The organism is Bradyrhizobium sp. USDA 4486 (assembly GCF_054057995.1).
In genome coordinates this window covers 7,268,724-7,288,069 of sequence record NZ_JBSRZV010000001.1, presented here as the reverse complement: position 1 = coordinate 7,288,069, position 19,346 = coordinate 7,268,724, and the positions used below count along the sequence as shown (strand labels likewise).

General features: G+C 65.3%; 20 protein-coding genes and 1 pseudogene. 7 read left to right on the top strand and 14 right to left on the bottom strand.

Translation table 11 applies throughout. The features are described 5' to 3' along the window. Positions 1–15 precede the first annotated feature (15 nt). Positions 16–786, bottom strand: a complete 771-nt coding sequence (locus ACVWY3_RS34465) for an alpha/beta fold hydrolase (RefSeq protein WP_456843530.1) — start codon at positions 784–786, stop codon at positions 16–18. A 148-nt stretch (positions 787–934) separates the two neighbouring features. Further along, positions 935–1,402 carry an Hsp20 family protein gene (locus ACVWY3_RS34460; RefSeq protein WP_027562907.1) on the bottom strand — a complete coding sequence of 156 codons (468 nt, stop codon included), beginning with the start codon at positions 1,400–1,402 and terminating at the stop codon, positions 935–937. Positions 1,403–1,621: 219 nt separating this feature from the next. Here ACVWY3_RS34460 and ACVWY3_RS34455 point away from each other — a divergent pair, with 219 nt between their 5' ends. Next, positions 1,622–2,569 carry an alpha/beta fold hydrolase gene (locus ACVWY3_RS34455; protein WP_456842426.1) on the top strand — a complete coding sequence of 316 codons (948 nt, stop codon included), beginning with the start codon at positions 1,622–1,624 and terminating at the stop codon, positions 2,567–2,569. A gap of 128 nt (positions 2,570–2,697) precedes the next feature. On the opposite strand, the gene ACVWY3_RS34450 is transcribed toward ACVWY3_RS34455, so the two are convergent. The 4 genes from ACVWY3_RS34450 to hemH all read right to left on the bottom strand — a co-directional run bounded on the left by ACVWY3_RS34450 (position 2,698) and on the right by hemH (position 6,473). Continuing rightward, the gene (locus ACVWY3_RS34450; protein WP_456842425.1) at positions 2,698–3,141 is read right to left on the bottom strand and encodes an NfeD family protein; all 444 of its coding nucleotides are present in this window, start codon (positions 3,139–3,141) and stop codon (positions 2,698–2,700) included. A gap of 79 nt (positions 3,142–3,220) precedes the next feature. After that, positions 3,221–4,219 (bottom strand): SPFH domain-containing protein, encoded by a 999-nt coding sequence (locus ACVWY3_RS34445; protein ID WP_456842424.1) that lies wholly within the window; start codon positions 4,217–4,219, stop codon positions 3,221–3,223. A gap of 236 nt (positions 4,220–4,455) precedes the next feature. Beyond that, a complete protein-coding gene (locus ACVWY3_RS34440; protein ID WP_456842423.1) occupies positions 4,456–5,424 on the bottom strand; it encodes an ABC transporter substrate-binding protein in 969 nt (322 codons plus the stop codon). An 11-nt stretch (positions 5,425–5,435) separates the two neighbouring features. After that, the gene (gene hemH / locus ACVWY3_RS34435; protein WP_456842422.1) at positions 5,436–6,473 is read right to left on the bottom strand and encodes a ferrochelatase; all 1,038 of its coding nucleotides are present in this window, start codon (positions 6,471–6,473) and stop codon (positions 5,436–5,438) included. 81 nt (positions 6,474–6,554) lie between these two features. On the opposite strand from hemH, the gene ACVWY3_RS34430 reads away from it, so the two are divergent. Then, positions 6,555–6,953, top strand: a complete 399-nt coding sequence (locus ACVWY3_RS34430) for an MAPEG family protein (protein ID WP_456842421.1) — start codon at positions 6,555–6,557, stop codon at positions 6,951–6,953. Between the two features lie 158 nt (positions 6,954–7,111). On the opposite strand, the pseudogene ACVWY3_RS34425 reads toward ACVWY3_RS34430, so the two are convergent. The 3 genes and pseudogenes from ACVWY3_RS34425 to ACVWY3_RS34415 all read right to left on the bottom strand — a co-directional run bounded on the left by ACVWY3_RS34425 (position 7,112) and on the right by ACVWY3_RS34415 (position 10,926). After that, positions 7,112–8,216: pseudogene (locus tag ACVWY3_RS34425) on the bottom strand (nickel/cobalt transporter). After that, entirely contained in the window at positions 8,207–8,845 is a 639-nt protein-coding gene (locus ACVWY3_RS34420) for a DUF1007 family protein (protein ID WP_456842420.1), read from the bottom strand. Before ACVWY3_RS34420 ends, ACVWY3_RS34425 begins: the two are co-directional and overlap by 10 nt. After that, entirely contained in the window at positions 8,845–10,926 is a 2,082-nt protein-coding gene (locus ACVWY3_RS34415; protein WP_456842419.1) for a M3 family metallopeptidase, read from the bottom strand. The genes ACVWY3_RS34420 and ACVWY3_RS34415 overlap by 1 nt, the downstream gene beginning before the upstream one ends. 138 nt (positions 10,927–11,064) lie before the next feature. Here ACVWY3_RS34415 and ACVWY3_RS34410 point away from each other — a divergent pair, with 138 nt between their 5' ends. Continuing rightward, on the top strand, positions 11,065–11,319 hold the full coding sequence (locus ACVWY3_RS34410; RefSeq protein WP_283083778.1) for a hypothetical protein: 255 nt from the start codon (positions 11,065–11,067) through the stop codon (positions 11,317–11,319). A 486-nt stretch (positions 11,320–11,805) separates the two neighbouring features. Here the strand turns inward: ACVWY3_RS34410 and ACVWY3_RS34405 are convergent, their stop codons facing one another. Beyond that, positions 11,806–11,994, bottom strand: a complete 189-nt coding sequence (locus ACVWY3_RS34405; RefSeq protein WP_164938904.1) for a hypothetical protein — start codon at positions 11,992–11,994, stop codon at positions 11,806–11,808. On the opposite strand from ACVWY3_RS34405, the gene ACVWY3_RS34400 reads away from it, so the two are divergent. From ACVWY3_RS34400 to ACVWY3_RS34385, 4 genes are all read left to right on the top strand, one after another. Further along, complete coding sequence (locus ACVWY3_RS34400; RefSeq protein ID WP_456842418.1) at positions 11,993–13,135, top strand: type III PLP-dependent enzyme; 1,143 nt, start codon at positions 11,993–11,995, stop codon at positions 13,133–13,135. The two genes, ACVWY3_RS34405 and ACVWY3_RS34400, sit on opposite strands and share 2 nt — an antisense overlap. A 131-nt stretch (positions 13,136–13,266) precedes the next feature. Further along, entirely contained in the window at positions 13,267–13,854 is a 588-nt protein-coding gene (locus tag ACVWY3_RS34395) for a GNAT family N-acetyltransferase (RefSeq protein WP_456842417.1), read from the top strand. Positions 13,855–14,002: 148 nt separating this feature from the next. Continuing rightward, a complete protein-coding gene (locus ACVWY3_RS34390; RefSeq protein ID WP_018316187.1) occupies positions 14,003–14,392 on the top strand; it encodes a RidA family protein in 390 nt (129 codons plus the stop codon). A gap of 63 nt (positions 14,393–14,455) precedes the next feature. Further along, positions 14,456–15,898 carry a homospermidine synthase gene (locus ACVWY3_RS34385; protein ID WP_456842416.1) on the top strand — a complete coding sequence of 481 codons (1,443 nt, stop codon included), beginning with the start codon at positions 14,456–14,458 and terminating at the stop codon, positions 15,896–15,898. Positions 15,899–16,057: 159 nt separating this feature from the next. Here ACVWY3_RS34385 and ACVWY3_RS34380 read toward each other — a convergent pair whose 3' ends face one another. The 4 genes from ACVWY3_RS34380 to ACVWY3_RS34365 form a co-directional block, all read right to left on the bottom strand. Further along, positions 16,058–16,387 (bottom strand): hypothetical protein, encoded by a 330-nt coding sequence (locus tag ACVWY3_RS34380; protein ID WP_456843529.1) that lies wholly within the window; start codon positions 16,385–16,387, stop codon positions 16,058–16,060. Positions 16,388–16,488: 101 nt separating this feature from the next. Continuing rightward, positions 16,489–17,205 (bottom strand): MgtC/SapB family protein, encoded by a 717-nt coding sequence (locus ACVWY3_RS34375; protein ID WP_456842415.1) that lies wholly within the window; start codon positions 17,203–17,205, stop codon positions 16,489–16,491. Between the two features lie 30 nt (positions 17,206–17,235). Beyond that, on the bottom strand, positions 17,236–18,255 hold the full coding sequence (locus ACVWY3_RS34370) for a WD40 repeat domain-containing protein (protein WP_456842414.1): 1,020 nt from the start codon (positions 18,253–18,255) through the stop codon (positions 17,236–17,238). Beyond that, the gene (locus ACVWY3_RS34365; protein WP_456842413.1) at positions 18,255–19,316 is read right to left on the bottom strand and encodes a CobW family GTP-binding protein; all 1,062 of its coding nucleotides are present in this window, start codon (positions 19,314–19,316) and stop codon (positions 18,255–18,257) included. The genes ACVWY3_RS34370 and ACVWY3_RS34365 overlap by 1 nt, the downstream gene beginning before the upstream one ends. Positions 19,317–19,346: the final 30 nt, after the last annotated feature.

The window sequence follows — 19,346 nt, the reverse complement described above, 5'->3', positions numbered from 1 at the left end:
CTCAGCGACCGCCCCTCAGCTCCGCGGATACCCTGCCGCTTCCAGAATCAAATTCGCGACCTCCTTCGGATGCGACACCAGCGAGAGGTGGCCGGCATCGAGCTCGACCGTGGTCGCGTTCATGCGCTTGGCGAGGAAGCGCTCGAGATCGGGGTTGATGGTGTAGTCGTTCTTCGACACCGCGTACCAGCTCGGCCTGGAGCGCCACGCGGCTTCCGTGGTGCGGCCGGCGAAGATCGAGGCGGCCGTCGGCCATTGCACGGCGTAGAGCTCCCTCGCCTGCTCCGGCTTCACGCCATTGGCGAAGTACTTCAGGAAGGAGTCTTCCGACAGCTTGGTGTAGCCGTCGCGTTCGACGATGCCGGCGCGCACGGGGCCGGTCGGGAATTGCTTCGAGAGCGCGACGAAGTCCTCATTCGCGTCGGGCGCGCGTGCTGCGACATAGACGAGGCCGGTGACCTTCGGGTCGGTGCCGACCTGGCTGATCACGGTGCCGCCCCAGGAATGCGCGACCAGCACGGTCGGTCCATCCTGCTCGGCCAGCGCGCGCCTGGTCGCATCGACGGAGTCCGCGAGCGACGACAGCGGGTTCTGCACGGCGGTGACATGCAGTCCGGCGGCCTGAAGGATCGGAATGACTTCCGACCAGCTCGACCCGTCGGCCCAGGCGCCATGCACCAGTACGACGTTCTTGGCCTTCACGGTCTGCGGTGCTTGCGCGTGAGCGAGGCTGAGCGGGGCCGCCAACAGGCTCGCGGCGACGAAAAGGCTGCGCCAGAGTGACATGATCATCTTCCGTCTCGTTAGGGTGTGATGCCCAAAGGACGGAGCGCGAGGCCGCGGCGTTACGGTCCTCACCGTTCTGTGATGCGATGCAAAATGAAAAAACGCCCCGGGACACCGGGGCGTTTTCGCAACCTGGAGGTCGCTTGTCTCAGGCGGCTTGCGCGGCCGAGTTCTCGATCACCTGCGCCTTCGGCGCGGCGGCGTTGATCGCGATCTGGCGCGGCTTCTTGGCTTCGGGAATCTCGCGCACGAGATCGACGTGAAGCAGCCCGTTCTCGAGCGAGGCGTCCTTCACCTGCACGAAGTCGGCAAGCTGGAAGGCACGCTCGAAGGCACGCGCGGCGATGCCGCGATAGAGCACCTCGGACTTGCTGTTCTCGTTGGCGACTTTCTCGCCCTTGATCGTCAGCGTGTTTTCCTTCGCGACGATGGAGAGCTCATCCTTGGAGAAGCCCGAGACCGCAACGGTGATGCGGTAGGCGTTCTCGCCGGTACGCTCGATGTTATAGGGGGGATAACCGGGGCTGCCGTCCGAACCGGCCTGGTCGAGCAGGTTGAAGAGGCGGTCGAAGCCGACGGTGGAACGATAAAACGGGGTGAGGTCGTAGGTACGCATGGTTCAAGTCCTCCATTGAGCGACTGTTGGTAACCCGCCCGCCAATCGGGCCGGGCTTTAGTCTGTGTGCAGCCTGATGTTCCGGTTCCGAAACACTGGTAGCGGCCTGCACGAAGGTGATATGGGTGAGTCCAGACGACGTTCAAGAGGGCGGCACTGGCCCCTTTTCGGCGCTCCCGCCCCTTGATTTGCAGCACTTGGCGCCCACGCACTCCCATCATGACGCTGGTCTCGATTCCGTCCAACCCCGTTCCCGAAGACGTCGTCAGCGGCACGATCAAGACGTCCGACGGCGTTGAGCTGCGCTTTGCGCGCTGGGCGCCACCGGCGAACCGCAAGGGCACGGTCTGCGTCTTCACCGGGCGCAGCGAGCAGATCGAAAAATATTTCGAGACCGTGCGCGACCTGCGCGACCGCGGCTTTGCGGTGGCGATGATCGACTGGCGCGGCCAGGGCCATTCCGCGCGGCGCCTGCGCGATCCGCGCAAGGGCTATGTGCGCGATTTCGCCGATTTCGAAATCGACGTCGAGGCCTTCGTGCAGCAGGTGGTGCTGCCGGACTGTCCGCCGCCGTTCTTCGCGCTCGCCCACTCCATGGGCGGCACGGTGCTGCTGCGGGTTGCGCATGCGGGCAAGCGCTGGTTCGACCGCATGGTGCTGTCGGCGCCGATGATCGACCTGCCCGGCCGCACCACCTCGTTTCCGGTGCGTGCGCTGCTCAAGACGATGCGCCTGCTCGGGCAGGGCGGCCGTTACGTTCCCGGCGGCAGCGACCGCCTCACCGGGCTCGATCCCTTCATCAACAATCCCGTGACCAGCGATCCCGTGCGCTATGCGCGCAATGCCGCGATCCTGGAGGAGGACCCGACGCTGGGCCTGGCCTCGCCGACGATCGCCTGGGCGGACACTGCGTTCCGCGCGATGCACACCTTTAAGCGCACGAACTACCCGTCCGAGATCCGCCAGCCGATCCTGATGCTGGCGGCCTCCAACGACACCGTGGTCTCGACCGCGGCGATCGAGGAGTTCGCCTATCACTTGCGCGCCGGCTCGCATCTCGTGATCGCCGGCGCCAAGCACGAGATCCTGCAGGAGCAAGACCGCTACCGCTCGCAGTTCTGGGCCGCCTTTGACGCCTTCGTGCCGGGCACGCCGCTGTTCGGGTGAGGCAATCCGTCCCCGGCGCGAGGTGATCTCTCGGCTCGGGCACCGTTCGAGGACTGTCACCCACCGCGCAGTTTCGCTGCGCTCAGCCAACCCTTCCCTTCAGGGACCGCCAGGGAAGGGCAGAATCGCTACGTCACCGCGACCGTCAGGTTGGCGCCGTCCACCTGCACCACCTTCACCCGCGTTCCCGCCGGCGTGTCGGGGCCGGCGACGCGCCACACGGTGTCGCCGATGCGGACCGTGCCGGAGCCGTCGATGATCGGCTTCTCCAGCGTGAACTCGCGGCCGAGCAGCGCCTCAGTGCGCTTGTTGAGGAAGGGGCTGGCGCTGGCGTCCAGCTTCGGACGGGCGAGCCGCCGCCACACCGGCACCGCCGCTGCCGCGAAGATGGCGAACATCACGAGCTGGATCTGCCAGGACATCGCGACCGCGAACGAGACCAGGCCGACCAGCAAGGCCGCAAGCCCGAGCCAGAACAGGAATACGCCCGGCGCGATCGTTTCCAGCGCCATCAGGATGAAGCCGAAGATCAGCCAATTCCAGTTGCCGAGCGATGCGAACATCTCGGTCATGACACGACCTCGTCATATTGGCGCATGTCCTCATCGGAAAACCGATACCCATTTTTCCTGAGCATACGCGCAAATCCCGTTACTGCGGCGGCACGGCCGGCGGCGTCGGGCCTGACGGCGGCACCGAACTGCCGCGACGGGCCGCGGCCGCAGCCGATGCAGCACTCTCCCCGAACGTCGCCTTGGCGATCTCGCCGATACCGGCGAGCGAGCCCAGCATGCTCACGGCTTCCACCGGCAGCATGATGATCTTCTGGTTCGGCGCGTCCGCGAACTGGCCGAACGCCTTGATATACTTGTCGGCGATAAAATAGTTCAGCGCAGCGACGTCGCCCTTGGAAATGGCCTCCGACACCGCCTGCGTCGCCTTGGCTTCGGCCTCGGCGAGGCGCTCGCGCGCCTCGGCGTCGCGGAAGGCGGCCTCGCGGCGGCCCTCGGCCTGCAGGATCTGGCCCTGCTTGGCGCCCTCGGCGCGCAGGATCTCGGACTGGCGCTGGCCTTCGGCGGCGAGAATGTCGGCGCGCTTGACGCGCTCGGCCTTCATCTGCCGGCCCATCGCCTCGACGAGATCGGCGGGCGGCACGATGTCCTTGATCTCGATGCGGTTGACCTTGACGCCCCACGGAGAGACCGCGGCGTCGACGACGCGCAACAGGCGCTCGTTGATCTCGTCGCGGTGCGACAGAACCTGGTCGAGATCCATCGAGCCCATCACCGAGCGGATATTGGTCATGGTCAGCACCGTGATCGCCTGGTTCAGATTGGCGACCTCGTAGCTCGCTTTCGCCGCGTCGAACACCTGAAAGAAGGCGACGCCGTCCACCGTTACGGTGGCATTGTCCTTGGTGATGACCTCCTGCTCGGGAATGTCGATCACCTGCTCCATCATGTTGATCTTGCGTCCGACGCGATCGAAATAAGGCACGATCAGGTTGAGCCCGGGGCTCAGCGTCTGCGTGTATTTGCCGAACCGCTCGATGGTCCAATCATAGCCCTGCGGCACCGTCTTCACGCCGGCCAGCAGCGTGGCGATGACGAGCAATACCAGAACAATCGCGAAAATGTCGAAGCCGCTCATATTTCCTCCAAGGCGGGAAAACAAAGGCAGGAAAAGCCCCTTCCCGCGCCGTCATTGGTCGGGAGCGCGACCCTAACGGTTCAGCGCCGATTCACGTCGGTATCGGCCCGATTCTGCACAAGACGGAGAGGGAGGGAATGGTCACGATATGTATTCGCAACGGGCTCTTGAAAGCGTGCAGGCGGAGACCTAGCGGCAAGAATTAGCGAACCGAGCAAGGCGTCCGTTCGATGACCTCATTCGATGACGTCGTTCGCGAGTGCAATGAGGCCAGGGGCAGGCGTGACGCCGATCGCCCGCGCAGTCCTAAGGTTGATCGCCAGCTCGAATTTGGTGGGGTTCTGAACCGGGAGGTCGGCCGCCAGCGCGCCCTTGAGGATGCGGTCGATGTAGGACGCAGCACGCCGCAATTGCTCGGCGCTATCCGTGCTGTAGGACATCAGCCCGCCTTCATCGACGAAGGTGCGGCTCCAGAACACCGCCGGCACGTGCGCTTCGCTGACGGCCGCCAGGAGCTGCGCCCGATTGGCCATGGTGAAGAAATCGGGCAGCACCAGGAAGCCACCCTCCTTGCGCGCGGCCAGCGCCGTGATCGTGGCGGCATCATGGACCGGCGCGGGCTCGACCGTCACGTGAACGGTCCGCGCCGCCTCCTCGATCGTGCGCAGCATCAGGGGCGCGAACGGCGCGGTGGCGGGATTGTAGACGACGAAGACGCGCGACACCCTCGGCGTGACCTGCGTCAGCATCTCCAGCCATTTGCCGGCCAGCGGACCGTCATAGTCGGTGAAGCCGGTAACGTTACCGCCGGGATGGGCAAGGTTCTTGACAAAGCCCTGGCTGACGGGATCGGTGACGACCGCGAACACGATCGGGATCGTCGCGGTGCGCTGGCGCAGCTCCTCGACAGAGGGTGTGCCGAGCGCGAGCAGGACGTCGGGCTTGAGCGCGATCAGCTCGTCGGCAAGCAGGGCGATGCGCGCGCGATCGCCGGCGCCGCTGCGCCAGTCGACCCCGAGATTGTCCTGCTCCTTCCAGCCATGGCTGGCGAGCGCCTCGGCCAGGCGTGTCTGGCCGATCACCTCATCGCCCGCAATCACCGACAGCACGCCGAGCCGGCGCGTTGCGTTCGCCTGCTGCGCCGGCACTGCGGCCGGCAGCGCGACGGTCATCCCGAGAAACGCCAGGCAGTCGCGGCGACTCACCGGGCCAACCATCAGATCCAGCCCTGAAGCTCGCGCAGCACCAGGGTGCGGATCACGTCCATCCCAGGCTCACTGTCGTTGAGGCAGGGGATTGCGGAAAACTCTTCACCGCCATTGTGCCTGAATATCTCGGCGTTCTCCTGCGCGATCTCCTCCAGCGTCTCCAGGCAATCGGCGGAAAAGCCCGGCGTCACCACCGCGATGCGGCGCACCCCTTCCTTCGCCAGCCGCTCCACGGTCTTGTCGGTGTAGGGCTGGAGCCACTCGTCATTGCCGAAGCGCGACTGGAAGGTCAGCAGCAGCTTTGTCTCGTCCATGCCGAGCCGGCGGCGCAGCGCCTCGGTCGTGGCGATGCAGTGGCTCTGATAGGGATCGCCCTTGTCGACGTAGGATTTCGGCATGCCGTGGAAGGAGGCGACGATCAGCTCCGGCTTGAAGGACAATGTCGCCAGATGCGTCTCGATCGAGGTCGCGAGCGCCTCGATATAGGCCGCGTCGTCATAATACGGCGGCGTCACCCGCAGCGTTGGCTGGTTGCGGAGCTGTGCGAGCACGCGGAACACCTCGTCGCAGACGGTCGCCGAGGTCGACGCGGAATATTGCGGATAGAGCGGCACGGCGAGGATGCGCTCGCACCCCTTGGCGATCAGCGCATCGATGCCCGATCCGATCGACGGATTGCCATAGCGCATCGCCCAGTCCACGGCGACATGCGCGCGGTCCGACAGCGCGGCGGCGAGCTTGTCGGCTTGCGAGCGCGTGATGGTCTTCAGCGGCGACTCGTTGCGCTCATTGTTCCAGATCTTCCGGTAGTCGAGCGCCTTGGTGCGCGGGCGGCTGCGCAGGATGATGCCGTTCAGCACCAGCTTCCAGATCAGGCCCTGGTCCTCGATGACGCGGGGGTCCGAAAGGAACTCCTTGAGATAGACCCGCACGCCGGGCGCGTCGGCCGTATCGGGTGTGCCGAGATTGACGAGGAGCACGCCGACCTGCGGGCAGCCGGACTGCACGGCGGGCTTCGCGCTCTCGATGGGGACAACGTTCGTCATGGGCCGTTGCGTCGCGCGTTGCCCCGAACTTGTCAAGATGAGGCTGCTTTCGCTACGGTCTATCCAAGCGGGGGAGGAAAGATGACACTCGCGGAATGGTGCGTCTTCGGAGCGCTGCTGCTGTATCTGTCGACGATCGTCTCGATCAAATGGATCAGGTTTCGCGGCTTCGACAATTCACGGCCGCGCGATCCGGCCTTCTATGAGGACGCCATCGCGCAGCGCGCGCTCGGCGCCCACCAGAACGGCATCGAGACCTTCCCGTTCTTCGCGTTCGCCGTCCTGCTCGCCGAATTCCGGGATTCGCCGCAGCGCCTGATCGACGAGCTCGCGGTGCTGTTCCTGATCGTGCGGATCGCCTATGTGCTGACCTATCTCGGCAATCGCCCGACGCTGCGCTCGATCCTGTGGAGCATCGGCTTTGCGATTAATCTCGGGATCTTCTTCATGCCGGCATTGAAAAAGTTTTTGCCGGTGTGAGCTGCCGTGTCCCGGATGCGGTGGAGCGCCCCTGCGCTGCTCCGCAGAGCCGGGACCCAACAGAAAGCCAAGCTCTACCCCGTGGACAGATGGGCCCCCGGCTCTGCAGCGCATCGTCGAAGGGACGCTGCGCTGCGTCCGGGGCACGAGGGCTTGGTTCAAAAACACGTGGTCCGTTCGGCCGCGATGTAGCCGAACAAGAGCCCTGCACCGAACAGCAGCACGACGGCGGCCGCTGCGAATTCGATGCCGCGCATGAACAGCGCGCCGCCGCCGTCGCGGCCGGCGCTGAGGCGCTGCGCGATGTCCTTGGCGGAGATGGCGACGACGGCGATGGCCGCGACCGTGATCGCGGTGCCGAGCCCCATCAGGAAAGTCGCCGCAATACCGGCCCAGAACAGGCCCTGCGCCAGCGCAAACACCAGCACCAGGATCGCGCCCGAGCAGGGACGGATGCCGACGGTGAGGATCGCCGCAAAGCCGCGCCGCCAGCCGCCGGGGCCGGCGAGCTCGGTCGGCATCGGCCCATGGGAATGGCCGCAATGCTCGTCGTGGACGTGGTCGTGCCCGTGATGGTCATGGGCGTGAGCATGATCGTGGTGATGATGATGGTGCTCGTGCGCCTCATGACGATGGTGATGATCATGCGGCACGCCGGCGATCGCCGGCACGGGTTGGGCCGCCTGGAGCGCCCGGATGAAGGTACGGCCCTTGACCCAGACGAGGCGCAGACCGAACAGCGCGATCAGGGCGTAGCTCGCGATCTCGATCGCGCCCTCTGCCTTGCACATGGTCTTGGCGGTGGCGTTCAGGATCCAGGCCGAGATGCCGACGATCAGGATCGCGACCAGCGACTGCATCAGCGCCGAGGCGAACGACAGCGCGATGCCACGCCGCGCGCTCTCGCGGTTGGCGACAAGGTAGGAGGCGATCACCGCCTTGCCATGGCCGGGGCCGGCGGCGTGAAAGATGCCGTAGGCGAACGAGATGAAAAGCAGCGTCCACACCCGCCGAACCGTCGGACTTGGCGGCGCGGATGGTCGCCGACATCTGGCGATAGAATTCGGACTGCTTTGCCAGCAGCCAGCCAACGATGCCGCTGGCTTCGGGCTCGGCCGCCTGCGCCGGCCGCGGCGCGCCAAAGGGATTTTGCGCGAGAAGGTCGTGGAGCGCGGCATCGGCCAGGCCCAGAGCGACGACGACCGCAGCGCAGGCGAGCAGCCCGCGGGCGAGCGGGGATTGAAGACGACCGGTCAAGGGCAATCCACCGTGATCTTGTTGGCGAACATCATGCCGAAATTGGTGTTCTCGCCGCTCAAAAAAGTCTGCTCGTTGAGCTTCTGCGCGGTCGCGGTGCCGTCGCTGGGTCGGTCGAGCTTCATCTGGCAGCCTGGGGGTGCGCCGACCAGCTTGACCGGATTGTCCTTGGCCATCTGGAAATCGATGAAGAAGGAGCGGTCGAACACTTCGAGTACCAGCTGCTTGGACTTGACCGGGTTCTTCAGCGGCAGCGTGAAGTGCAGGGTCAGCACCGTATCCTTGTAGTCGAGGAAATAATCGACCGGCTCGTTGAAGCGCTCCTTCTTGCCGTCGGCCTTCGCGAAGGTGAAGTAGGCATATTCCTTCAGCGACTCGACATTGGTCTGCGCCAGCGGCCCCAGCTCCTCGCGCGTATAGGCCCCCTTGGTCTTGCTCTCGAGCCCCTGCACCGCATAGGCCGAGAACATGTCGTCGAAGGTCCAGGCGTGGCGGACGCCGGTGATGGTGCCGTCGGCTGCATAAACCAGCTCGCTGGTCGCAGTGATCCAGACATGCGGATGAGCGCTCGCCGCTCCCGACGCAAGCGACAGGCCAGCGGCGAGCAGCATTCCAAGCAGGACGCGCATGCCCATCATGCCGCCTTGGCGTCGTCGAGCAGGCCGCGGCGACGCAGCAGCGCATCCGGCTCGGGCGGGCGGCCGCGGAAGGCCTCGTAGGCGGCTTGCGGATCGACCGATCCGCCGGTCGAATAGATGTCGTCGTGCAGGCGCTTGGCCACATCAGGATCGAAGATGTTGCCCGCCTCCTCGAAGGCGCCGAAGGCGTCGGCGTCCATCACCTCCGACCACATGTAGCTGTAATAGCCGGAGGCATAGTGGTCGCCGGAGAAGATGTGGCCGAACTGAGTGGGCCGGTGGCGCAGCGAGATCTCCTCGGGCATGCCGATCTTCTCCAGTTCCTTCTTCTCGAAGGCGCGCACGTCCTGCGCAGCCTCAGCCGGCTGGGTATGGAATTCGAGATCGATCAGCGCCGAGGAGACGAACTCGACGGTGGCAAAGCCCTGATTGAATTTTCGCGCGGCCAGGAAGCGCTGCAGCAGGTCGTCCGGCAGCGGCTCGCCGGTCTGGTAGTGGCGGGCGAACTGCTGGAGCACCTCGGGCCGCTCCTGCCAATGCTCGTAGAGCTGGGACGGCAATTCGACGAAATCCGTGAACACGGCCGTGCCCGACAGCGACGGATACGTCACGTTGGAGAGCATGCCGTGCAGGCCGTGGCCGAACTCGTGGAACAGGGTGCGGGCGTCATCCGGCGACAGCAGCGAGGGCTCGCCGTTGGCTCCCTTGGCGAAGTTGCAGACATTGATGACGAGCGGCGCGATGTCGCCGTCGAGCTTCTGCTGGTCGCGCAGCGAGGTCATCCAGGCGCCGGACCGCTTCGATGGGCGGGCATAATAGTCGCCGTAGAACAGCGCCTTGTGCTTGCCATCGGGTCCCTTCACCTCCCAGACCCGGACGTCCGGGTGCCAGGTGGGAACGTCCTTGCGCTCCTCGAAGGTGATGCCGAACAGGCGCGTCGCGCAGTCGAAGGCGGCGGCGATCATGTTGTCGAGCGTCAGGTACGGCTTGATCGCGGCGTCGTCGAAATTGGCGCGCTGCAGGCGGAGTTTTTCGGCGTAGAAGCGCCAGTCCCAGGGCGCGAGCCTGAAATTGCCGCCCTCTTCCGTGATCAGCGCCTGCATCTCGTCGCGGTCGGCGAGCGCGCGTGCCCGGGCCGGCTTCCAGACCCGCTCCAGGAGGCCGCGCACCGCGTCGGGGGTCTTGGCCATGGAATCCTCCAGCCGGTAGGCGGCGAAGGTCGGATAGCCCAGCAATCTGGCGCTCTCCTCGCGCAGCTTCAGGATCTCGACGATGATGCCGTTGTTGTCATTGGCATTGCCGTTGTCGCCGCGCGCCGTGAAGGCCTTGTAGACCTTCTCGCGGAGGTCGCGCCGCGCCGAGCTCTTCAGGAACGGCTCGACCGAGGAGCGCGACAGCGTCACGATGGCCTTGCCGGCCATGCCGCGCTCTTCTGCCGCAGCCCTGGCGGCGTCGACGAAGCTTTCCGGCAGCCCTTGGCGGTCGGCCTCCCCCAGCTCCATGAACCATTCCTGCTCGTCGCCGAGCAGGTGATGGCTGAAGCTGGTGCCGAGCTGGGCGAGTTTTTCGTTGATCTCGGCCATCCGCGTCTTGGCCTCCTCCGAGAGGCCGGCGCCGGAACGGTGGAAGCGGGTGTAGGTGCGCTCCAGCAGCCGGAGCTGCTCGGGGGTGAGACCGAGGCCAGTGCGGTTCTCGTGCAGATGGGCGATGCGACCAAACAGCACGGCGTTCATCATGATCGGATTCCAGTGCCGCGCCATCCGCAAGGAAACTTCCTTGTCGATCTCCAGGATGGCCGGGTTGGAATGCGCCGAGACGAGGTCGTAGAACACCGCCGCGACCTTGCTCAGCAGCTTGCCCGAGCGCTCCAGCGCCGTGATGGTGTTGGCGAAGTCGGGCGCGGCCGGATCATTGGTGATCGCCGCGATCTCGGCGGCGTGATCGGCGAAGGCCTGCTCGAACGCGGGAAGGAAGTGCTCCGGCCTGATCTCGTCGAAGGGCGGGGTTGCGAACGGCGTCACCCAGGCCTTCAGCAGCGGATTGATCGCGGTGTCCGGATTTTGGCGGGGTTCTGACATCACAAGTCCCGATTTTTGTGGCTCGATTGTTGTGGGCAGCTATAGCACGCGATGGGGCTTTTTTGGGCCATTTGCCCTTGCTCCCGGCCGGCTTTTCGGGGAGATTGCGGCCCTCGAAGTCTTGGGATCCCAGAGTTCATGAACGCGCCTTCCTCGTCCTCCCGCCAGATCGTCTGGCCGAGCGTCATCACCGTCGTCAGCGCCGCGATCCTGATCGGCGCGGAGGTGTTCGGCGCGGCCTTTGCCGGCGGCTGGGCGCTCGCGATCCTGTTCGGTCTCGGCGACCAGGGCACGCACATCCTGCAGGCCGTGCTGTTCGCACTCGGCGTGCTGGTGATGACCGCGTTCATCCGCGCAGCTCAGCGCGTCGAGCCCTTCACCAAGCGCGGCTGACGCTTCACGCGCGAGAGCAACACGCGCGCGACACAGAAAACTTAACGCTCGTTCATCTCCCGCGTCGCTCGCGCAACACTGCGCAAGCAGATGTTAGGCAATTCTGTCCGCAGCCTAAAAAAATTCTTGCGAAGCAGAGTCAAAACGCTTATGTGCGGTCTTGCCCAATTTCGCACGTGCCTGTGGTCGTGTGTCAGTCGGTAGGTATCCGGACAAGAGGCCGGACAGCCGCCAAGGGGTGAAGAAGCCGAGGGGCTCTTCGGAAGTGCGGAAGTCGAAGACTGAGAAGTCGAACGATCAAAGCAAACCCGGAGCGCCCAGCATCTCTCTCAAGAGGTGCCTTGTCGAAGGTGACTTCGCTCTTTGCAACCGTGACTGGCAGCCGGAGGCGAACCGGCGCACCCCGCTCTCAACGGGGGACGCGACTTAAAGCAACGACGGATCGGGCTTTTTTGGTCTCTACCGGCAGTCCAACGCCGGCGCGGGCTACTGAAAAGGCTTGTCCTTCATTGCCAGGTGAGCGGGCGGGAAACTCTCCCAACCAATCCACGGCAGCACAGTCTGGTTTGAGTTTTTTGGCCTCAGCGCGCCTCCATCGCGCGATGTGGCCGAAGCACTCTTATCCGACGTCACGTTGATGCGGATCCCGTCGCTGGGACCGTTGGAGAGTGCCATGACCGAACGTATCCAGGAATTCCTGCGCAACCGCCGCAAGGAAGGTCTCGACACCGAGCCGTGCCTCGTCGTCGACCTCGAGGTCGTGCGCGACAACTACCAGAGCTTCGCCAAGGCGCTGCCCGACAGCCGCGTGTTCTACGCCGTCAAGGCGAACCCGGCGCCGGAAGTGCTGTCCCTGCTCGCCTCCATGGGCTCCTGCTTCGACACCGCGACGGTCGCCGAGATCGAGATGGCGCTGGCCGCCGGAGCGACGCCCGACCGCATCTCCTTCGGCAACACGATCAAGAAGGAGCGCGATATCGCGCGGGCCTTCGCGCTCGGCATTCGCCTGTTCGCGGTCGACTGCGCCGCCGAGGTCGAGAAGGTCGCCCGAGCCGCGCCGGCTGCGAAGGTGTTCTGCCGCATCCTCTATGACTGCGCCGGCGCCGAGTGGCCGCTGTCGCGCAAGTTCGGCTGCGACCCGGAGATGGCGGTCGAGGTGCTCGACCTCGCAAAGCGCCTGGGCCTGGAGCCGTGCGGCATCTCCTTCCACGTCGGCTCGCAGCAGCGCAAGGTGAAGGCGTGGGACCGTGCGCTGGCGATGGCCTCGCAGGTGTTCCGCGACTGCGCCGAACGCGGCATCAACCTCTCCATGGTCAACATGGGCGGCGGCTTCCCGACCAAGTACCTGAAGGACGTGCCGCCGGTCGTGACCTACGGCCGCTCGATCTTCCGCGCGCTGCGCAAGCACTTCGGCAACCAGATTCCGGAGACCATCATCGAGCCGGGCCGCGGCATGGTGGGCAACGCCGGCATCATCGAGTCCGAGGTCGTGCTCATCTCGAAGAAGAGCGACGACGACGAGGTGCGCTGGGTGTACCTGGACATCGGCAAGTTCGGCGGTCTCGCCGAGACCATGGACGAGTCGATCCGCTACGCCATCCGCACCCCGCATGACGGCGCGGACATGACCCCGTGCGTGCTCGCAGGTCCCACCTGCGACAGCGCTGACGTGCTGTACGAGAAGAACCCGTATCCGCTCCCCGTTACGCTCGAGATCGGCGACAAGCTGCTGATCGAAGGCACCGGGGCCTATACGTCGACCTACTCGGCGGTGGCGTTCAACGGCATCCCGCCGCTGAAGACGTACCACATCTAAGCCGCCTCTCGTCTGAGGCCTGACGAACCCGGGAGCCGGCTTGCCGGCTCCTCCCTGACATCTTCGATTTCTGACGACGTCTTGGACCGGCGTGCAGTGCGCGCGTCGGCTCAAGCGGGGACTGACGCGCCATGACTGCTCCTCGGAAGCCACAAGTCGCCCTCACTTCGAAAGCCGCTCCGTTCGCGATCCGTGCGGAACGCGCTGCCGACGTCGCGATGCGTGAAGCGCTGCTCGATGCCTGCTTTGGCGAGAACCGCCACGGCCGCACCTGCCAGCGCCTCCGCGACGGGCGCGCACCTGCTGCAGGCCTTGCCCTGTCGGCGGTACGCGAGGGGACACTCGTGGGAACCGTGCGGTTGTGGAACGTCAGCGCCGGAGGCAGGCCCGCTCTGGTCCTCGGACCGCTGGCGGTTAACCCTGCCTTCCGCGAGCTCGGGATCGGCGCCGCGCTGATGCATCAAGCGCTGGCCGCCGCCCGGGCGCGCGGGCATGCCGCCGTGATCCTGCTCGGCGATGCTCCCTATTACGGCCGTTTCGGCTTCTCGGCGGAAAAGACCGGCGCGCTGTCGCTGCCCGGCCCGTTCGAGCGCGACCGCCTGCTGGCGATCGAGTTCGCCGACGGCGCGCTCGACGGCGCCGAGGGGATGATCGTCCCGACCGGCGCGGCCCTGCCCAAACGGAGGGCGGTTCGCGCCCTCCACGCGCACGCGGCCTAAGGGATCGCTCTCATAGCGAAGACCGAAGCCGCAGCACCGTGCGGCACGCCCGGCCGTGGCTGCGCCGAGCCCGTTCCTTTGTGGTTGCGCAGGCGCCGGAAACGCCCTTTAACCCCGCAAAACATCCTCTTTCAGTCGAGGTCCAAACATGTCCCGTCGCCTGATCTCCACCGGCTCCCCTCTCGAGAAGACCGTCGGCTACAGCCGCGCCGTGATCGACGGCGATTTCGCCTTCGTCGCGGGAACCACCGGCTACGATTACACGACGATGACCATGCCGGCCGATGTCACGAGCCAGTCACGCAACTGCTTCAAGACCATCGAAGCCGCCCTGAAGGAGGGCGGCTTCGAAATGGCCGATATCGTCCGTGCGACCTACTACGTCACCGACGCCAGCTACATCGATGCCCATTTCGCCGTCTGCGGCGAGGTGCTCGGTGACATCAGGCCAGCGGCGACCTTGCTGGTCGTCAGCGCCCTGGCCAAGCCCGAGATGAAGGTCGAGATCGAAGTCACCGCCAAGCGCCGCAGCATCTGACAAGCGCCGCAGCGCCTGAACCACCCACCCTTTGTCCGCCAGCACGTTCCGGAGAAACCATCCATGAGTCCCGCCTCGCAGATCTACGCGAAGATCACCGGTCCTATCGTCATGGTCGGCTTCGGCTCCATCGGCAAAGGCACGCTGCCGCTGATCGAGCGGCATCTCGACTACGACAAGGCGCGCATCACCGTGCTCGATCCCAAGGACGAGGGCCGCAAGGCACTCTGCGAGAAGCACAATGTCCGCTTCATCCAGAAGGGCCTGACCAAGGATAATTATCGCGAGGTGCTGACCCCGCTGCTCACCGAAGGCGGCGGTCAGGGCTTTTGCGTCAATCTGTCGGTCGACACCGGCTCCACCGATATCATGGAGCTCTGCAACGAGCTCGGCGCTCTCTATATCGACACCGTCAACGAGCCCTGGCTCGGCTTCTACTTCGATGCGTCGAAGGGTCCGGAAGCGCGCTCCAACTACGCCCTGCGCGAGGTAACGCTTGCCGCCAAGCGGGCGCGCCCGGCTGGCTCGACCACGGCCGTTTCCTGCTGCGGCGCCAATCCCGGCATGGTCTCCTTTTTCGTCAAGCAGGCGCTGCTCAATGTCGCCGCCGATCTGAAGCTCAATGCTCCCCGGCCCAAGACCAAGGCCGAATGGGCGGACCTGATGCGGCAGGCCGGCGTCAAGGGCATCCACATCGCCGAACGCGACACCCAGCGCTCCAAGAAGCCGAAGGAGCCGGATGTGTTCGTCAACACCTGGTCCGTGGAAGGTTTCCTGTCCGAAGGCGTGCAGCCGTCCGAGCTCGGCTGGGGTACCCACGAGAAATGGATGCCCGAGAATGCGCGGACCCACGAAGCCGGCTGCGGCGCTGCCATCTATCTGATGCAGCCCGGCGCCAACACGCGCGTACGCACCTGGTGCCCGACTCGCGGCGCGCAGTACGGCTTCCTCGTCACCCACAACGAATCGATCTCGATCTCCGATTACTTCACGGTGCGCGACGCATCCGGCAAGGCGATCTACCGGCCGACCTGCCACTACGCCTATCATCCGGCCGACGATGCCGTGCTGTCGCTGCACGAAATGTTCGGCCGCGCCGCCAAGATGCAGGAGAAGCACCATATCCTCGACGAGAACGAGATCGTCGACGGCATCGACGAGCTCGGCGTGCTGCTGTTCGGCCATGACAACAATGCCTATTGGTACGGCTCGCAGCTCTCGATCGAAGAGACCCGTGCCCTTGCGCCCTATCAGAACGCGACCGGCCTGCAGGTGACCTCCGCCGTGCTCGCCGGCATGGTGTGGGCGCTGGAGAACCCGAACGAAGGCATCGTCGAAGCCGACGAGATGGATTTCGATCGCCTGCTCGAAATCCAGCTGCCCTATCTCGGCCCGGTGAAGGGTTTCTACACCGACTGGACGCCGCTGACGGATCGTCCGGGACTGTTCCCAGAGGACATCGACACCAGCGATCCCTGGCAGTTCAAGAACATTCTGGTGCGCTGAGGGGCGCGACGCCTTCGCCTCATCCACAACTGTGATGCCCCGCGAAGGGGCATCCAGTACGCCGCAGCCTCTCCGTATCCAATCGTCGTCTCTGGAATACTGGATCCCCCGCGCTCCCGGGGGCGACACTGATTGTGTGGCTGGACGTATGGCCGCCAGTTATTTCTTCTCGATCGGCGGCGCGACCTTCTCCGCCGGAGCCGGTGGCAACACCGGCTTCGCAGCGCCCTGCGTCTGCGGATCGGGGCGCGCGGGCTCGGGGGCCGGCGTGGTCGGCCGGTCGCCGCCGGGCTTGGATTCCGCGGGCGTCTTGCTCTGCTCGTCGGACGGCGTGCCTTGGAGCGGCTGCGTCGCCTGCGCCGTCTGCAGCCGGCTTTCGGCGCGGATCTGGGCCAGCGACATGACCGAGACCAGGACGCCTGCTGCGAACAGCGAAGCGGCAATTGTGAGGTCGAGCTTCAGTCTGCGCTTATCGTTCTGGCCGGGCATATCGATCACCGCCTTTGTCCGCGGGACCAACGAATTTCCACGACCACGGTTCCGTGCTCTTCGCAAGCGGAACCGCACGCTTGTGCGCCAAAGCGCCGCGCTCACTCGGTCGTGCTGACTTCCCAGGTGGCGTGACGCACGCCCGGCAAGTGCTGAAGATCGGTCGCCACCGTATTCAGCTCGTTGGGGTCGACCGCGGTGGCAACGAGCTTCGCGACGATCTCCAGATTGTCCTCGCCGATTTCGGCGACCTCGATATCGGCCACCGGATATTTCGCGGCCTCGAGCTTGTCGACGAGGCGGTCGCGCATGTCGGGCAGCGCATCGGGGCAGACCGCCAGCTTGAAATAGTAGGTCGCCTCCAGCGCCTTCTCGTTCAGTGGGATGCGGTTGATGGCGTTGACCAGCGGGCGCAGCAGCGTGTTGCCGGCGATGACGAACACGGTCAGGGCGGCTGCCTGCGCGACCATGTCGGCGCCCGCGCAGGAGCCGACAGCAGCCGAAGCCCACAGCGTCGCCGCGGTATTGAGCCCGCGCACGTCCATGCCCTGCTTCATGATGACGCCGGCACCGAGAAAGCCGATGCCGGAGACGACATAGGCGATCACCCGCACGGCACCGTCGGCGCCGTCCAGCTGCATGGCGAGATCGACGAAGGCGGCCGCTCCCACCGCGACCAGCACGTTCGTGCGCAGGCCCGCGGTGCGCTGGCGGTATTGCCGCTCCGCACCGATCAGCGTGCCCAGCACGAAGGCCGTGAACAGGCTGACCAGCGTGTCGATGAAATCAGCAAGCTGGAAGGTCGTCAGAAATCGCATGGTCCCCTATACGGCCGGAACCATGACAGATCAAAGCTCGAGCAGGCCGCCATCCCCACCTTCATCCGCAAACGCCAGCAGCGTGCCCTTGGCATTCCAGGCGAGCGCGGACACCGGCGGGGTGCCGTTGCGGCGGACCAGAATCTCGGCGCCGTCTTCCAGACGCACCATTAGCACGGTGCCGTCGCTGTAGCCGGCGGCGAGGATGTCGTTCTTCGGATGGCAGGCGACGATGGACACGCGCGCCTGCAGCGGCGCCAGCATCGCGGGCTCCTTGCCCATCGGCCCGTCCTTGCTGGCGAACGGCCAGATGATGACGGTGTCGGCGCCAGAAGTCGCAAGCCCCTTGCCACCCGCGCTCCAGGACATCGAGCGGACGCGGCCGGGATAGCCGGTCATGCGCATGTGCCTGTTGTCGGCGAGCCGCCAGCCATGCAGGGCCGCTTCATGCATCGAGGTGACCAGGAACTTGTTGTCCGGGCTGAAGGTGACGCCGAGATGCGAGCCGGCCCAGGGCAGAAATTCGGCCGAGCCTTCCATGTTGGGAAACCACAGCGTCGCGCCGTTGTAATGCGCGATCGCAAGCCGCAGGCCCTTCGGCGCGAAGGCGAGCCCGCCGACGGTCGAGGGCACGTCGAGCGACTTCTGTTCGTTCTTGCCGCTCTTGACGGTGGCGGTCTTGCCGGCCGACCAGGCGAAGGCGCCGTCGGGCTGCACTGCCACCGCGTCGATCCAGCGCCGCTTCGGATCGGTGGCGAGCAGCGTCACTTCGCCTTTCGCATCGAGCGAGACGACCTTGCCGTCGTCGCCGCCCATGATGAGACGCTTGCCGTCAGAGGCGGCCGACAGAATGCCGCCGCTGTGCACGGCGACGGTGCTGACCTCACCCTTTGCGTCGACGAACGCGACGTTCTCCTCACCGCCGACGAAGGCGGCGCGGAGGCCGAGGAAATGCACCGAGGTCACGCCCATGCCGAGCGCAACGCGCTTGACGCGATCGGTGACGGAGACGATCGAGGCGGAATCGGGGGCCGGCGTAAACTCTTTCATCACGAGACGATGCAGCTCTCAAAGCCCTCGCGAATGGCCTTCTCGGGCAATTCGCGGCCGATGAAGACGAGGCGGCTCTCGCGCTTCTCGCCGTCCTTCCACTTCCTCTGGTGATTGCCCTCCAGCATCATGTGGACGCCCTGGAAGACGTAGCGGTCGTCGTCATCGTGGAAGGCGAGGATGCCTTTGGAGCGCAGGATCTTGCCGCCCTCGACCTGCACCAGGTTCTGGAGCCAGGGCATGAACACGTTGGGATCGAGCGGCTTGTCGGTCTTCAGCGAGAGCGACTGCATGTCCTCATCGTGATAGTGCTTCAGGCCGTGACCATGACCCTGGCCGTGATCATGGTGATGATGGTCGTGGCCGTGATGGTGGTGATGATCATGGTCGTGGTCATGATCGTCGGCTTCGAGGAAATCCGGCTCGATGTCGAGGATGCGGTCGAGGTCGAACGCGCCGCGATCGAGCACGTCGGCCAGCGCCACCGAGCAGCGCTCGGTGCGATGGAGTTTCGCATAGGGGTTGATGCCGCGGATACGGGCCTCGACTTCGGCCAGCTCGCCCTTGTTGACGAGGTCGGTCTTGTTCAGCACGATGACGTCAGCAAACGCGATCTGGTTCTTGGCCTCGGGCGCGTCCTTCAGACGATCGGACAGCCATTTGGCGTCGGCGACGGTGACGACCGCGTCGAGCCGGGCATTCTTCTGCACGTCCTCGTCGACGAAGAAGGTCTGGGCAACCGGCGCCGGATCGGCAAGGCCGGTGGTCTCGACGATGATGGCGTCGAACTTACCCTTGCGCTTCATCAACCCGTCCATGATGCGCACGAGGTCGCCGCGCACGGTGCAGCAGATGCAGCCGTTGTTCATCTCGAACACTTCCTCATCGGCGCCGATGATGAGGTCGTTGTCGATGCCGATCTCGCCGAATTCGTTGACGATGACGGCGTACTTCTTGCCATGGTTCTCCGACAGGATGCGGTTCAACAGCGTGGTCTTGCCGGCGCCGAGATAGCCGGTCAGGACGGTCACGGGAATTTTCTGGGAGGTCGCTTCAGACATAACAACTCCGGCTTCGGGCTTTTTCGCGCG